A 14,763-nucleotide genomic window follows, 5' to 3' on the forward strand; every position below is an offset into this window, starting at 1 on the left:
TTTCCAAATGACCCGGGTGTTATACCCGGCGCCCACGGGGGGGGTTACCCCCCACTGCCAGGCTCCATGCCCCCCCCCCCGCGGGGGGGGCCCGCCCCCGCCCCCCCCCCCACGGGTGAACCACTGGCCAGCATCGGCATGGTGCTGAACCAGCTCAGGGACGAGTTCCCCGAGGTCACCATCTCCAAGATCCGGTTCCTGGAGTCCGAGGGCCTCGTCGAGCCCCGGCGGACCCCCTCCGGGTATCGGAAGTTCAGCCCCGAGGACGTCGAGCGCCTCACCCAGGTCCTGCGGATGCAGCGGGATCACTATCTGCCCCTGAAAGTCATCAGGGAGCATCTCGACGCCGTCGCGCGAGGTGAACGGCTCCCTCTGCCCGCGCAGGCCTCGCAGGGGCCCCAGCGGGAGCTCATCGCCTCCACGTGGGACCCGGAGTCCGCGCCGCCCACCGCCCCGAGGATCGGCCGTGCCGAGCTGCTGGCGGCCACCGAGGCCGCCGAGAGCGAGCTGGACGAGTGGGAGGCGTACGGTCTCATCGCCCCGATGGCGGACGGCGGCTACGACTCCGAGGCCGTGACCGTGGCGAAACTTGTCGCGGAACTCGGAAGATTCGGTCTGGAACCACGGCATCTGCGCGCCGTGAAAGCCGCCGCGGACCGTGAGGCCGGACTGGTCGAGCAGGTCGTCGCGCCCCTGCGCCGGCACCGTAATCCGCAGACCAGGGCACATGCGGAGGCCGCCACGAGGGAGCTGGCGGCGCTCTCGGTGAGGCTGCACGCGGCACTGGTACAGACGGCTCTCGGTGTCCGGCTTACCTGATCTTGGGGGAGTCCGACTACCCAAACCGACCGGGCACGTCCTAGGGTTGCTGTGTGAACGAGCTCGACGTCGTGGGTGTCCGGGTGGAAATGCCCTCCAACCAACCGATCGTGCTCCTGCGTGAAGTGGGAGGCGACCGGTACCTTCCCATCTGGATCGGGCCTGGGGAAGCTACCGCTATTGCCTTCGCCCAACAGGGCATGGCACCGGCCCGACCACTGACCCATGACCTTTTCAAGGATGTCCTTGAAGCGGTGGGCCAGGAACTCACGCAGGTGCGCATCACCGACCTGCGCGAAGGAGTCTTCTACGCGGAGCTGGTCTTCGCGAGCGGTGTCGAGGTGAGCGCGAGGCCGTCCGACGCCATAGCGCTCGCCCTGCGCACCGGTACGCCCATCTACGGCAGTGACGGGGTGCTGGACGACGCGGGCATCGCGATCCCCGACGAGCAGGAGGACGAGGTGGAGAAGTTCCGCGAGTTCCTCGACCAGATCTCGCCGGAGGATTTCGGGACCAACAGCCAGTGACGGGGACCGACAGCCCCTGAGTGGTGAGCGGCCGACGGCCGTCACCACCGACTCCGTCCGCGCATCCGGCCAGCCTTTCCCGGCGACGGGACACGGCAAACCACTCTCAGGGTGATTATCACTCGGCGTGCCCAGCGTGGCGATCGTTGACGCACCCGGGGGCACTGCTTACCGTCGACGGGGCAGGTCAAGGACGGAGGTCGGTGTGAGCAGCAGCGGCGACGGTACGGCGAACGGCCCGTACCCGCTTCACGGCAGTACGTCCGAACCCACGACCGACACGGTCGGCTACCGGGGACCGACGGCCTGCGCGGCGGCCGGTATCACCTACCGCCAGCTGGACTACTGGGCGCGTACCGGGCTGGTCGAGCCGAGTGTGCGCCCCGCCCGGGGATCGGGCAGCCAGCGCCTCTACAGCTTGCGCGACGTCGTCTTCCTGAAGATCGTCAAGCGCTTCCTGGACACGGGTGTCGCCCTCCAGAACATCCGGACGGCCGTCCGGCATCTACGCGGCCGGGAGGCGCGCGATCTGGAGCGCATGACGCTCATGAGCGACGGCGCGACGGTGTACGAGTGCTCGTCGCCGGACGAGGTCGTGGATCTTCTCCAAGGGGGTCAGGGCATCTTCGGGATCGCCGTCGGGGTGGTCTGGCGGGACGTCGAGACGGCGCTCTCCCAATTGCACGGGGAGCGCGTCGACACCGGCGAGACCCTGATCGGCCACAATCCCGCCGACGAACTCGCGCGCCGGCGCCGCGACCGGGCCGTCTGAACCGCCGGGCTCCGCACAGGCCGGAGCACGGCGGGCTCCCGGGTCCCGGGCGATTGTCAGTGGGGTAGGGGAGCATCGGTGGCGTGAGACCCGCACCGACCATCCTGCATCTGGACATGGATGCCTTCTTCGCCGCCGCCGAGCAGGCGGCGAAGCCGAGCCTGCGCGGAAAGCCGGTGGTCGTCGGCGGTCTCGGCCCCCGGGGGGTCGTCTCGACGGCGTCGTACGAGGCGAGGCGGTTCGGGATCCACTCGGCCATGCCGATGGCGCAGGCGAGACGGCTCGCGCCGAACGCGGCGTATCTGGTGCCGCGCTTCGCGCTCTACCGCACGGTCAGCGAGCAGGTCATGGAGCTGCTCGGCCGGCTGTCACCGCTGGTGGAGCCGTTGAGCCTGGACGAGGCCTTCGTCGATCTGGAGGCGGGTGGCTCGGCGTCCGACTCGGCGTCGGCGCGTGCGATGGGCGAGCGCCTGCGGCGGGACATCAGGGCGGTCACCGGTCTGACGGGCTCGGTCGGGCTCGCCGGGTCCAAGATGCTGGCGAAGATCGCCTCCGAGCAGGCCAAGCCCGACGGTCTGGTGCTCATCGAGCCGGGGACGGAGCGCGAACTGCTGGGGCCGATGACCGTACGGACGCTGCCCGGGGTCGGGCCCGCGACCGGTGAGCATCTGCGCCGGGCCGGGATGATGACGATCGCCGATCTGACGGAGGCCGGGGAGGACGAGCTCGTACGGCTCGTGGGGAAGGCGCACGGGGTCTCGCTGTACCGGATGGCGTCCGGGCACGACGACCGGCCGGTGGTGGCCGAGCGCGAGACCAAGTCCGTCTCCGTCGAGGACACCTTCGACGTCGACCTGCACGACCGGGTGCGGGTCAGGACGGAGGTGGACCGGCTGGCGGAGCGCTGTGTGCGGCGGCTGCGGGAGTCCGGGCACTCGGGGCGGACGATCGTCCTGAAGGTGCGGCGGTACGACTTCTCGACGCTCACCCGCTCCGAGACGCTCCGCGGGCCGACGGACGACCCGGTCGTGGTGCGTGAGGCCGCCGGGAGGCTGCTGGAGTCCCTGGACACCACCGGAGGGGTGCGGCTGCTCGGGGTGGGGGTGACGGGGCTGACGGACTTCACACAGGAGGACCTCTTCGCGCAGGCGGCGGCGGACGCGGCGGAGGCATCGGAGGCGGGACGGGCGGAGCGGTCCGAGGGCGGCGTCGGCCCGGCCCGGGAGCCGGACACCGGGGCGGCGCAGGACGAGCCCGAGGCGGCGCCGCCGGGGCCCGACGCGGACGCGGACGCGGACGCGGCGGCCGTCACCGAGAGGCACTGGCCGGCGGGGCACGACGTGCGGCATACGGAGTTCGGCGCGGGGTGGGTGCAGGGGAGTGGGGTGGGGCGGGTCACCGTACGGTTCGAGGAGCCCACGTCGGCCGTGCCCGGGCGGGTGCGGACCTTCCGTACGGACGATCCCGATCTGGAGCTCTCGGAACCGCTGCCCCTGGTCGCGGCGGCGCCGGACCCGGCGGAGACCGAGACGGAGGGCTAGGGCCTGGGCGGGTCGGCCGGGTTCCGCCGGTGGCCGGATTCTTCCCGGTCCTCGGAGCGGTCCTCGGAGCGGTCGTCCGCGCGGGCGTCGTCGTCGCGGCCCGCCACCTGGCCGAAGTCGCGGTCGGCCGGGCGCTCGGGGGCCGCGGGCTCCGGCAGGGCCAGCCGGTAGTGGTGGTAGAGCTGGATCTCCTGGTCGGGGGAGAGATGGCGGCCGACCCCGAAGTCCGGTGCGTCCTTGATCAGCCCGCGCTCGTAGGGGATGTGCAGGGACTCGTCGCGGTAGGTGCTGGGCGCCAGGGGCACGAACGCGTCCCGGCTGAAGAGCCCGGTCCGCACCGCCGCCCACTCCGGCACACCGGTGGCATCGTCCAGATACACCTCGTCGACGGTACCGATCTTGTGCCCGTCGCGGTCGTACGCCTTGCGGCCGATCAGGCTGCGCGGATCGATGTCGGTCTGCACGGTCCCTCCAACTGGTCGCACATGCTCCCTCACTCTAAGAAAGGGCACATCGGGGGTATCGGCCACTCGAAGGCCCTGGCGGGAACTCGCTGGTAGGCTGGCCAGTGGCTGTAGACCCCATGCGGGAGAGCGTCCGGCGAGAGTGCCGGAGGCGCCGAAGGAGCAAATCCTCCCCGGAAACTCTCAGGCCCCCGTACCGCATGGACGAGGTCACTCTGGAAAGCAGAGCAGGTGTCGGACGGCATCCGCTCTCACCGACGGTGAAAGTCGGCCTGTCTCTCGCGGCGGTCCGGTGAAACTCTCAGGTTGATGTGACAGAGGGGGAGGCCGTCCGGGCACCTGTGTATCGGTGCCCCTCGCAGGTCGCGCCAGACCAGGAGGCCTCCCGTATGACAGCCCATCGCACACCCCTCTCGCAGTTGGAGCGAGGAATTCCGTTCGAGCAGCGCCATGTCGGACCCGACACGGCCGCTCAGGCGAAGATGCTCGCGCAGGTCGGCTACGGCTCCCTCGACGAGCTGACCGCCGCCGCCGTGCCCGACGTGATCAAGAGCGCCGAGGCACTGGCTCTGCCCGCCGCGCGCACCGAGGCGGAGGTGCTGGCCGAGCTGCGGTCCCTCGCGGAGCGCAACCAGGTCCTCGCGCCGATGATCGGCCTCGGCTACTACGGCACGTTCACGCCGCCGGTGATCCTCCGCAACGTGATGGAGAATCCCGCCTGGTACACCGCGTACACGCCGTACCAGCCCGAGATCTCCCAGGGCCGCCTGGAGGCCCTGCTCAACTTCCAGACCGTGGTGGCCGATCTGACCGGTCTGCCGACCTCGGGAGCCTCCCTGCTGGACGAGGGCACGGCCGCCGCCGAGGCCATGGCGCTCGCCCGCCGGGTCGGCAAGGTGAAGGACGGGGTCTTCCTGGTCGACGCCGACGCCCTGCCGCAGACCGTCGCGGTGATCCGCACCCGGGCCGAACCGGCTGGCGTCGACGTCCTCGTCGCCGACCTGGCCGACGGGATCCCCGCCGAGGCCGCCGAACGCGGTGTCTTCGGTGTGCTCCTCCAGTACCCGGGCGCCTCGGGCGCCGTACGGGACCTCAGGCCCGTCATCGAGCAGGCCCACGAGCTCGGAGCCGTCGTCACCGTCGCCGCCGACCTGCTGGCCCTCACGCTCCTCACCTCACCCGGTGAGCTCGGCGCGGACATCGCCGTCGGCACCACCCAGCGGTTCGGCGTCCCCATGGGCTTCGGCGGACCGCACGCCGGATACATGGCCGTACGCGAGAAGTTCGCCCGCAACCTGCCCGGACGGCTCGTCGGGGTCTCCGTGGACGCCGACGGGAACAAGGCGTACCGGCTGGCGCTCCAGACCCGCGAGCAGCACATCCGCCGCGAGAAGGCCACCAGCAACATCTGTACCGCGCAGGTGCTGCTCGCCGTGATGGCCGGGATGTACGCGGTCTACCACGGCCCCGACGGGCTGCGCGGCATCGCCGAACGCACCCACCGCTACGCGACCGTCCTCGCCGAGGGGCTGCGCGCGGGCGGCGTCGAGATCGTGCACGAGGCCTACTTCGACACACTGACCGCCCGCGTCCCGGGCCGCGCCGCCCAGGTCGTGGCCGCCGCCCGCGAGGGCGGGGTCAACCTCCACCTCGTCGACGCCGACCATGTCTCGCTCGCCTGCGACGAGACGACCGGGCGCGCCCAACTCGCCTCCGTGTGGACCGCCTTCGGGGTCACCGGCGACATCGAGGCGCTGGACGCCGAGTCCGGGGACGCGCTGCCGCGGACACTGCTGCGCACCGACGACTACCTCACGCACCCGGTCTTCCACCAGCACCGTTCCGAGACGGCGATGCTCCGCTATCTGCGCCGGCTCGCCGACCGTGACTACGCGCTGGACCGCGGCATGATCCCTCTTGGCTCCTGCACCATGAAGCTCAACGCCACCACCGAGATGGAGCCGGTGACCTGGCCGGAGTTCGCCGCGCTGCACCCCTTCGCGCCGGCCGACCAGGCGCAGGGCTATCTCACGCTGATCCGTGAGCTGGAGGAGCGCCTGGCGGAGGTCACCGGCTACGACGCGGTGTCCCTCCAGCCCAACGCCGGCTCCCAGGGGGAGCTCGCCGGGCTGCTGGCCGTACGGGCGTACCACCGCGCCAACGGCGACACCGGACGCACCGTCTGCCTCATCCCGTCGTCCGCGCACGGCACGAACGCCGCGAGCGCCGTCATGGCCGGTATGCGGGTCGTCGTCGTGAAGACGCGCGAGGACGGTGACGTCGACGTCGAGGACCTGCACGCCAAGATCGAGCGGCACGGCGACGAACTGGCCGTCCTGATGGTCACCTACCCGTCCACGCACGGGGTGTTCGAGGAGCACATCGGCGACATCTGCGCGGCCGTGCACGACGCCGGCGGCCAGGTGTACGTCGACGGCGCGAACCTCAACGCGCTGGTAGGGCTGGCCAAGCCGGGCCGGTTCGGCTCGGACGTGTCGCACCTGAACCTGCACAAGACCTTCTGCATCCCGCACGGCGGCGGCGGCCCCGGCGTCGGCCCGGTCGGCGTGCGCGCCCACCTCGCCCCGTACCTGCCCAACCACCCCCTCCAGCCCGCCGCGGGCCCGGAGACGGGCGTCGGCCCGATCTCGGCGGCTCCCTGGGGCTCGGCCGGCATACTGCCGATCTCCTGGGCGTACGTCCGGCTGATGGGCGGTGAGGGCCTCAAGCGCGCCACCCAGGTCGCCGTACTGGCCGCGAACTACATCGCCAAGCGGCTGGAGCCGCACTTCCCGGTGCTGTACACGGGGCCGCACGGGCTCGTGGCGCACGAGTGCATCGTTGATCTGCGTCCGCTGTCGAAGTCGACCGGCGTCAGCGTCGACGACATCGCCAAGCGGCTCATCGACTACGGGTTCCACGCGCCCACGATGTCGTTCCCGGTGGCCGGCACGCTGATGATCGAGCCCACTGAGAGCGAGGACCTCGCCGAACTCGACCGGTTCTGCGAGACGATGATCGCGATCCGCGCGGAGATCGAGAAGGTGGCGTCGGGCCACTGGCCGGCGGACGACAATCCGCTGCGCAACGCTCCCCACACGGCCGCCGCGCTGGGCGGGGAGTGGGAGCACGCGTACAGCCGTAACGAGGCGGTCTTCCCGGCCGGGGTCTCCGCGGCCGACAAGTACTGGCCTCCGGTGCGCCGGATCGACGGTGCGTTCGGCGACCGCAATCTCGTCTGTTCCTGCCCGCCGCTGGACGAGTACGACAACTGACGGACCACGCGGGGCCGTCGGGCCGTGCGGTGCGCGGACGGACGGCGTACGTCGGGCGCTCGGGGCACCCGGCGGAGCACATGCATCGGGGCCGGTTCGGAGTGAGTTCTCCGGCCGGCCCCCTTGTACGGACGGCTCAGGCTGCCGTCATCACCTGCCCGCTCCCGTACGGCCGGTGCGGAGCGATGATCTGGCCGTCGGGCAGCAGCTCACCGGTGTCCTCGAAGAGCAGGACGCCGTTGCACAGCAGGCTCCAGCCCTGCTCGGGGTGGTGAGCCGCGAGACGGGCCGCCTCCCGGTCGGCTGATTCGGCGGTCGGACAGGCTGGCTGGTGCTGGCACATGGGTGGTTTCTTTCGCTGCGTCGTGGTGTGTGTCCTGCGGCTCGACGTGGTCATGGCCGCCCCCCGGTTTCTCTCGATCCGTACCCCAGTGTTGCCCCACGGACGTCGATCCGCAGGGATTTCGCGGCAGCGCTTGTCTCTGCTTAAGGACGTGTCACCCGCCCGGACGGTTCAGCCCAACTCGGCTGTCCTTTCGGGTGGTTCGGGGTGACCCGTCCGGACTAGTCCGGACGAGCGCGGTGCGGTCCCCCGCGACCAAACAGGAGCCCCGTGACCGTTGAGGGGTCACGGGGCAGTGTAGGGCGCGTGGGGCGGTTGGGAGTCGGTCGGGAGGCAGCCTGTCCGGAGACGGACCGCCGGTGTGGTTCAGCCGGTGGTCAGCAGGGGCGCGGGCGCGCTGGTGGACGCCGTCGCGGGGGGCGCCGAGAGCGCGGACGTAAGGCGCAGCCCCATCGTCGGAAGCAGGTCGGCGACACGGTGCGGCCGGTGGGCCGCGATGCCGGGCGGGGCGGGGGCGAGTGGGATCAGCAGGTCGGCCGGGGCGGGAGCGCCGACGGAGGCGTCGGACTCGACGTCCTGGTGCAGCCAGAGGGTGAGCATGTACAGGCCCGGCACCGAGAGCAGCCGGGGCTGGTACGGCGCCTTCACGGTCTCGGCCTGGCGCAGCGCGCGTTCCGTGGCGGAGATGTAGGGGCCCTCGAAGAAGCGTGAGAAGGCCCAGCCGTCGGGGGTGAGCATCGTGTCCGCCGCCGCGACGGCGCGCTCGCCGCTGCGGATCAGGAAACGCCAGCCGGCCAGTCTGGTCTGCGGCGCGTCGCTGCTCGGGGTGATCTGTTCCAGTACGTGTACCGGAAGGGGCAGTTCGGGGCTCAGCGGTCCCTGGACGGACCGGAGAGCGGGCGTTCGGGCCTCGCGCACTGCGGTGGGAGAACCGAGTGCCGCGAGGACGCTGCGCAGGGCGGGCGCTGGAGCCGGGGAGACATGCAGCGGCATGGTGGGTTGCCTCTCGCTCAGTAGGCACAGTGATGCGTCGAAGGTGCGGGTGCGGACGTCGCTGTCGGCGCACGTGGTCAGAGGTTTGCTCCAGGCCGTGGCCGGGCTTCAACTCTCTGCCTCGTTCGCACAGAGTTTATACGACGTGTGTTCACAGAATGTTTCTTCCGTCTGTCGCCCTTATTGCGTCAAGGCGATATCCGGTCCATCTCGCACGGAATCAGCTTCGATGAACCGTCAGATGAACGCGGAACAGGCGCGTGTGGCCTGGGATGATTCGGCCCGAGCGGTAGGCCGAAACTGGTCGGCGTTTTCGTCGACCGCGTGGTGAGTGAAATTGCTCACTGTCCATGCCCAGGGAATGTGCCTGGAGGCCGTTCTGTCCACTCTACCCGGTGCGGCACGTAAACGGGGCGTTATGGATCACCCAGTCTGGGCACTATCGATCGTGAAGCGATGCCCGGGGCCGCCGGGAAGCCGACCGGAAGGAGGGACCATCCGATGGGGGAGAAGGTCGAATCGGACGGTACCGGCGTGTCCGATCGGCAGGAATACCGCAGGAAGCTCCAGCAGTGCCTGGCGGTGCTGGGGCGGCTCCTGGGGGAGAGGCGCTTCGACCGGCCCAGGAATCTGATGGGTCTGGAGATCGAACTGAATCTCGCCGGTTCCGACGGGATGCCCCGGATGATGAATGCGGAAGTTCTTGAACGGATCGCGAGCCGTGATTTCCAGACCGAACTCGGAATGTTCAACCTGGAAGTGAATATCGCCCCGCACCGGCTCGGCGGACGCGTTCTCGATCAGCTCGCAGAAGAACTGCGCACGGGTCTCGGATATGCGCATCGCAAAGCCAACGAGGTCGACGCGGGCATCATGATGATCGGCATTCTGCCGACGCTCTCCCTCGACGACGTGGTCTCCTCGAACCTCTCGGACGCGGACCGCTACACCCTTCTCAACGACCGGATGGTGGCCGCGCGGGGCGAGGATTTCGTGCTCGACATCGACGGCGTCGAACGTCTCACCTGCACATCACCCTCGATCGCGCCCGAGGCGGCCTGTACGTCCGTGCAGTTGCACCTCCAGGTCACGCCCGACCGCTTCGCGGACGTCTGGAACGCCGCGCAGTGCGTCGCCGCCGTACAGATCGCCGTCGGCGCCAACGCGCCATTCCTGTTCGGAAAAGAGCTGTGGCGTGAATCCAGGCCACCGCTCTTCCTCCAGGCGACCGACACCCGGCCACCTGAGCTGCAGGCCCAGGGCGTACGGCCCAGGACCTGGTTCGGGGAGCGCTGGATCGAATCCGTGTACGACCTTTTCGAGGAGAACCTGCGCTATTTCCCGCCGCTCCTCCAGATGAGGGACGACGAGGATCCGCACCGCGTCCTGGCCGAGGGCGGTATCCCGCGCCTCGCGGAACTGGTGCTCCACAACGGCACCGTCTACCGGTGGAACAGACCCGTGTACGACGTCGCCGACGGACAGCCCCATCTGCGGGTCGAGAACCGCGTACTGCCCGCCGGGCCGACCGTCACGGACGTCGTCGCCAACGCGGCCTTCTACTACGGGCTCGTCCGCGCGCTCGCCGAGGACTCCAGACCGGTCTGGACCCGGCTGCCGTTCGAGACCGCCGCGCGGAACTTCGAGACCGCGTGCCGCGACGGCATCGAGGCACGGCTGCGCTGGCCCCGTAACGGCCGGACGGGCAGCGGGGTCACCGAGGTCTCGGCGGTCCGGCTCGTCCGCGACGAGCTGCTGCCGCTCGCCGCCGCCGGGCTCGACGCGTGGAACGTGGAGCCGGCCGACCGCGACTTCTACCTCGGGGTGATCGAGGGACGCTGCGAGAGACTGGTCAACGGCGCCTCGTGGCAGGTGGACACCTTTCACCGGGCGAGGGCGGCCGGGCTCCGCAGGGAGGCGGCGCTCGCGGCCACGACCCGGCGCTACGCCGAGCTGATGCATCAGGGGGAGCCGGTGCACACCTGGCCGGTGGGTTTCCCCGCGCCGTCGCGGATGCCGGACATCTCCGTCTGAGGGGCCCCGGCCCGGGCCCGCGGTGCCCGGCGCCCGCGGTGCCCGGCGCCCGCGGTGCCCGGGCCCGCGGTGCCCGGCGCCCGTCGTTACCGGTCGGCCCCCAACGAGAGGATCGCCTCGGTCAGGACCGACCGGATGCCGGCCGGGTCCTCCACCTCGTAACCCGCGCCGCCGGTGATCCGCGCGATCTCGTCCATCGACTCGGGGTCCGCGTCCGGGCCGACGGCGATCGTGATCAGCGGGACCGGGCGCCTGGGGTCGGCGAGCTTCCGCAGGTCGTCCATGAGGTCGGTGCGGGCCGCCGTGTCGGTGTCCGTGCCGCCGGCGAGGACGACGACCGCGTTGCACTTGCCGCTCACGTACGAGGACTGCGCCTCCTTGAAGGCGGCCAGCGTGGTGTCGTACATGCCGGTCGTCCCCGAACCCGCCGCCGAGGGTGTCAGGGCCCCGACGGCGTCCGAGAGGCTCTCCCGGTGGGTGGCGTCGCCCTTGGCGCGCTCGCCGAGCGGCGCGGTCCCGGCCAGTTCGCCGTCGTCGGAGCCGGCCGCGAAGTCCCAGAGGCCGATCTCGTCGTCCGGCGTGTAACCGGAGAGCGTCCGGAGCACCGCGTCCTTCGTGGCCTCCATCCGGGACTCGCCGTCGCTGCCCGGCACGGGCTGGGACATCGAGCCCGAGGTGTCGACCACGAGGGTCAGCCGGGCGGGCTGCACGGCCACCGTCCACATGCCGAGCGTCTCCTCGACCGTGTCCGCGGTAGGAGGCTGCGCCTTCGTCAGCGCGTACGGCTGGGGCGCACGGCCCCCGGCCACCCGGACCAGGTCGTCGCCCACGGCGGAGTGGGCCGTACGGAAGCCGTGCTCCGCCATCGTGCGCTGCCCCTCCTCCTCGTTGAGGAGGGACATGAACCGGGACACCGCGCGGCTCTCGTCCGTCGTCAGCTCCGGCTCGTTGACGAGGTTCAGCGGGTAGTCCAGGACCGGTGCCACGTCCGTCGGATAGAACAACTGGAGATCGGAGACGCCTCCGTCGGTGGAGTTGTGGGTGAACGCGGCCTGTTCGCTGAGGAAGAGCGCCTCGTTGTTCGCGGCGCTGTCCACGCCGCTCCGCGCCAGGGACGGGACGACCCGGGCGTCGGAGTCCGACACGCGCGTGGCAAGGGCCTCGGCGGTCGCGGCGATCAGAGTGTCGCCGTCCGGATCGGCCTCGCGCGTGGACGCCACGACGCTGCTGAGCGCGAGCAGCCCGGTGGCACTGCGCGCCGGGTCGGCCGCGCCCAGCCGTACGGCGTCCTTGCCGGTGGTGGCCGCCGTCAACTCGGCCCAGGTGTACGTCTTCCCGGGCCAGCCGAGCCGGGTGCCGGCGGAGGGGACCGCCGCCAGCGCCACCGGTGTGGCCGCCGCGTTGCCGACGGGTGTCAGCGCGATACCGGCGCCGGCGGTCAGCGCGCGTTCGACCCAGACGTCGGAGTCCGGCAGCCAGGCCTCGTACTCGTGGGCGGTCGTGCCGGTGGCGAGATCGTCGGCGATCTCATGGTTCTCACGGGCGTCCACCCGGATGTCGATACACCGGCCGTCGGAGGTGATGTCGTCGCGCCGCGCGGTGTCGGCGACGGCCTGTACGGCGGGGGCGATGTCCGGTGAGGCCGCCAGGTCGATCTGTACGGCGGCGCCCGCGCAGCCGTCGGAGAAGGACAGGATGCCGCTCGCCGCCGCGATACCGGTCCCCGCAGCCAGGCTCAGCAGCACCGCCGTGGCGATCAGTACATTGCGACGGCGCGGACGACGGCCCCTGGTGCTGTCCGTCGTTCCGTCGTCGGGCAAGCTGTGACGTTCCATGGCGGTGGTGCCCCTCCTTGGCCTGAACAAGGAAAATGGGGGGCCTCGGCCCGCTGAATGGCGCCCGCCCCCCGGCCTGTCGCGTGCGATCTTCGTACCCGCATTCGAGACCCTAGCGGGGCGGGAAGGGGCTTGAGGCGCGATTAGTCAACTGGAGGCAACTGTGCAGACGGAGGCGGGCCGCGTGGCCGATTCCCTTCCCCAAGAAGGCCTGTCGCGCAGGATGCTGCGGTCCGAGGTGCTGATCGTCCTCGCGCTCTCGCTGGGGGCGAGCGGGGTGTCGGCGCTGATCAGCTTTGTCGGGTCGGTCACCAAGCCGGGCGGGCTGAGCGACCAGGCGGCGACGCTCAACGGTTCGCAGGCCCCGGGGCGCCCCTGGCTGGATCTTGCCTGGCAATTGTTCGGAATCACCACCGCACTGGTTCCTGTGGTGCTGGTGGCGCACCTGTTGCTCAGAGAGGGGAGCGGGCTGCGGGATCTGGGGTTCGACCGGCGCCGGCCCTGGCCGGATCTCGGTCGCGGCACGCTGATCGCGGCCGGCATCGGCAGCGCGGGCCTCGCCTTCTACATCGGCTCGCGCGCCGCCGGGTTCAATCTGACCGTCGTACCGGAGTCCCTGCCCGAGGTGTGGTGGAAGTTCCCGGTACTGATCCTGTCCGCGGTGCAGAACTCCGTACTCGAAGAGGTCATCGTCGTCGGGTATCTGCTGCGCAGACTCGATCAGTTGGGGTGGACACCGATGGCCGCCCTGGTGGCCAGTTCGGTGCTGCGCGGGTCGTACCACCTCTACCAGGGCATCGGCGGCTTCATCGGGAACATGGTGATGGGCGTGGTGTTCGTGCTGGCCTACCGCCGCTGGGGCCGGGTGGGTCCGCTGGTGGTCGCGCACTCGCTGCTCGACATCGTGGCGTTCGTCGGATACGCGCTGCTCGCCGGGCATGTGAGCTGGCTGCCGACGCCGTAGGCGACGCGCCCGGGAGCCGCGCGGCGGGTCAGGGGTCAGGGGGACGCGAGCAGTTCGCCGTCGATGACCGTGACCGCGTGGCCTGTGAGCAGAGTCCGCGCGCCGCGCAGTGACGTGGCGACGAGTCCGGTACGGGCGGAGCCCTGGAGGCCGACCAGGTCGGTACGGCCGAGCCGCGCCGACCAGAACGGGGCGAGCGCCGTGTGCGCGCTGCCCGTGACCGGGTCCTCGTCGATGCCGACGCCGGGGAAGAAGCCGCGCGAGACGAAGTCGTAGCCGCTGTCCGGGTCCTCGGCGGCGGCCGTCACGATGATGCCGCGCCGCGAGAGGCCGGCGAGCGCACGGATGTCCGGGGTCAGTTCCCGTACGGTCCGCTCGTCGGCCAGTTCCACCAGCAGATCCCCGATGTGCTCCGCGGTGTCGTGCGCCGAGACGGGGACCGCCCCGAGGGCCGCCGCGACGCCGTCCGGCAGCGTGAGCGGGGTCAGCGAGGACGTCGGGAAGTCGAGCGTCAGGGCGCCGTCCTCGCGCGCGGTCGCGGCGAGGATTCCGCAGCGCGCGGTGAAGCGGATCGGGCCGGTCGCGATGCCGTCGGTGTGCAGGACGTGGGCGGTGGCGAGGGTGGCGTGTCCGCACATGTCGACCTCGGTGGCCGGGGTGAACCAGCGCAGCGCCCAGTCCGCGTCGCCGCCCGGCGGCAGGGGATGGGCGAACGCCGTCTCCGAGAGGTTCACCTCCCTGGCGACCCGCTGAAGCCATGAGTCGTCGGGGAACGGGCCCGACTCCAGGAGCAGCACCCCGGCGGGGTTTCCGGCGAAGGGCCGGTCGGTGAAGGCGTCGACGATTCGAATTCGCATGCGCCGACGGTAGGAGATGCCGGGCCCCGCGGACCAAGGCCAATCCGGCGCGGCTGGCCCGGAAATCCCCGAGCCCGCGCTGATTCGGGCCGGATGCCGCAGACCCCTGGCGATCTCGCGTACGCGGTCCCGCGTGATCCCGGTGCGCTGCTCGACGGCGACGAGGTGGTCGATGGTCTCCGACTCGATGAAGGGCCGCTCCCCGACCGGTCGCGTGGAGGGGCTGCGCCGGGCTCTCCGGCAGTGCGCTGGTGGTGTTGTCGGCAGGTTGTTGCCTAGCGAGCTGTTCCGATATATCGTTGAGGCATCGCGATAGGTTCGCGACTGATCATCGATGGA

11 protein-coding genes, 1 pseudogene and 1 riboswitch are annotated in these 14,763 nt (G+C 70.8%); of the genes and pseudogenes, 7 read left to right on the forward strand and 5 right to left on the reverse strand.

All coding sequences use genetic code 11. The features are described from left to right. Positions 1-66 precede the first annotated feature (66 nt). From ACFWU9_RS23530 to ACFWU9_RS23545, 4 genes are all read left to right on the forward strand, one after another. The gene (locus ACFWU9_RS23530) at positions 67-819 is read left to right on the forward strand and encodes a MerR family transcriptional regulator (protein ID WP_384321469.1); all 753 of its coding nucleotides are present in this window, start codon (positions 67-69) and stop codon (positions 817-819) included. Between the two features lie 53 nt (positions 820-872). Further along, on the forward strand, positions 873-1,346 hold the full coding sequence (locus ACFWU9_RS23535; RefSeq protein ID WP_031232239.1) for a bifunctional nuclease family protein: 474 nt from the start codon (positions 873-875) through the stop codon (positions 1,344-1,346). Between the two features lie 205 nt (positions 1,347-1,551). Beyond that, positions 1,552-2,118 carry a MerR family transcriptional regulator gene (locus tag ACFWU9_RS23540; RefSeq protein ID WP_384321471.1) on the forward strand — a complete coding sequence of 189 codons (567 nt, stop codon included), beginning with the start codon at positions 1,552-1,554 and terminating at the stop codon, positions 2,116-2,118. A gap of 83 nt (positions 2,119-2,201) precedes the next feature. Beyond that, positions 2,202-3,659, forward strand: coding sequence for a DNA polymerase IV (locus tag ACFWU9_RS23545; RefSeq protein WP_384321473.1), 1,458 nt, complete (start codon positions 2,202-2,204; stop codon positions 3,657-3,659). Between the two features lie 89 nt (positions 3,660-3,748). Here ACFWU9_RS23545 and ACFWU9_RS23550 read toward each other — a convergent pair. After that, positions 3,749-4,123 (reverse strand): annotated as a pseudogene (locus ACFWU9_RS23550) (PRC-barrel domain-containing protein); the annotation flags it as partial. Between the two features lie 112 nt (positions 4,124-4,235). Further along, positions 4,236-4,332, forward strand: a riboswitch (glycine riboswitch). A 180-nt stretch (positions 4,333-4,512) separates the two neighbouring features. On the opposite strand from ACFWU9_RS23550, the gene gcvP reads away from it, so the two are divergent. After that, positions 4,513-7,398 (forward strand): aminomethyl-transferring glycine dehydrogenase, encoded by a 2,886-nt coding sequence (gene gcvP, locus ACFWU9_RS23555; RefSeq protein ID WP_384321475.1) that lies wholly within the window; start codon positions 4,513-4,515, stop codon positions 7,396-7,398. 136 nt (positions 7,399-7,534) lie between these two features. Here gcvP and ACFWU9_RS23560 read toward each other — a convergent pair whose 3' ends face one another. Both ACFWU9_RS23560 and ACFWU9_RS23565 read right to left on the reverse strand, forming a co-directional pair. After that, positions 7,535-7,741: a DUF5999 family protein gene (locus ACFWU9_RS23560; RefSeq protein WP_384321477.1), complete on the reverse strand. Its 207-nt coding sequence runs from the start codon at positions 7,739-7,741 to the stop codon at positions 7,535-7,537. Between the two features lie 366 nt (positions 7,742-8,107). Continuing rightward, a complete protein-coding gene (locus tag ACFWU9_RS23565; RefSeq protein WP_384321479.1) occupies positions 8,108-8,734 on the reverse strand; it encodes a hypothetical protein in 627 nt (208 codons plus the stop codon). A gap of 501 nt (positions 8,735-9,235) precedes the next feature. Here ACFWU9_RS23565 and ACFWU9_RS23570 point away from each other — a divergent pair. Further along, positions 9,236-10,768, forward strand: a complete 1,533-nt coding sequence (locus ACFWU9_RS23570) for a glutamate--cysteine ligase (protein WP_384321481.1) — start codon at positions 9,236-9,238, stop codon at positions 10,766-10,768. Between the two features lie 86 nt (positions 10,769-10,854). Here the strand turns inward: ACFWU9_RS23570 and ACFWU9_RS23575 are convergent, their stop codons facing one another. Next, a complete protein-coding gene (locus ACFWU9_RS23575) occupies positions 10,855-12,603 on the reverse strand; it encodes a substrate-binding domain-containing protein (protein ID WP_384321483.1) in 1,749 nt (582 codons plus the stop codon). A gap of 184 nt (positions 12,604-12,787) precedes the next feature. Here ACFWU9_RS23575 and ACFWU9_RS23580 point away from each other — a divergent pair, with 184 nt between their 5' ends. Beyond that, entirely contained in the window at positions 12,788-13,567 is a 780-nt protein-coding gene (locus ACFWU9_RS23580) for a CPBP family intramembrane glutamic endopeptidase (RefSeq protein ID WP_384321485.1), read from the forward strand. Between the two features lie 35 nt (positions 13,568-13,602). Here the strand turns inward: ACFWU9_RS23580 and ACFWU9_RS23585 are convergent, their stop codons facing one another. Next, entirely contained in the window at positions 13,603-14,424 is an 822-nt protein-coding gene (locus ACFWU9_RS23585) for a PhzF family phenazine biosynthesis protein (RefSeq protein ID WP_384321486.1), read from the reverse strand. Positions 14,425-14,763: the final 339 nt, after the last annotated feature.

The sequence above is a fragment of the Streptomyces sp. NPDC058653 genome, assembly GCF_042716895.1.
GTDB lineage: Bacteria > Actinomycetota > Actinomycetes > Streptomycetales > Streptomycetaceae > Streptomyces.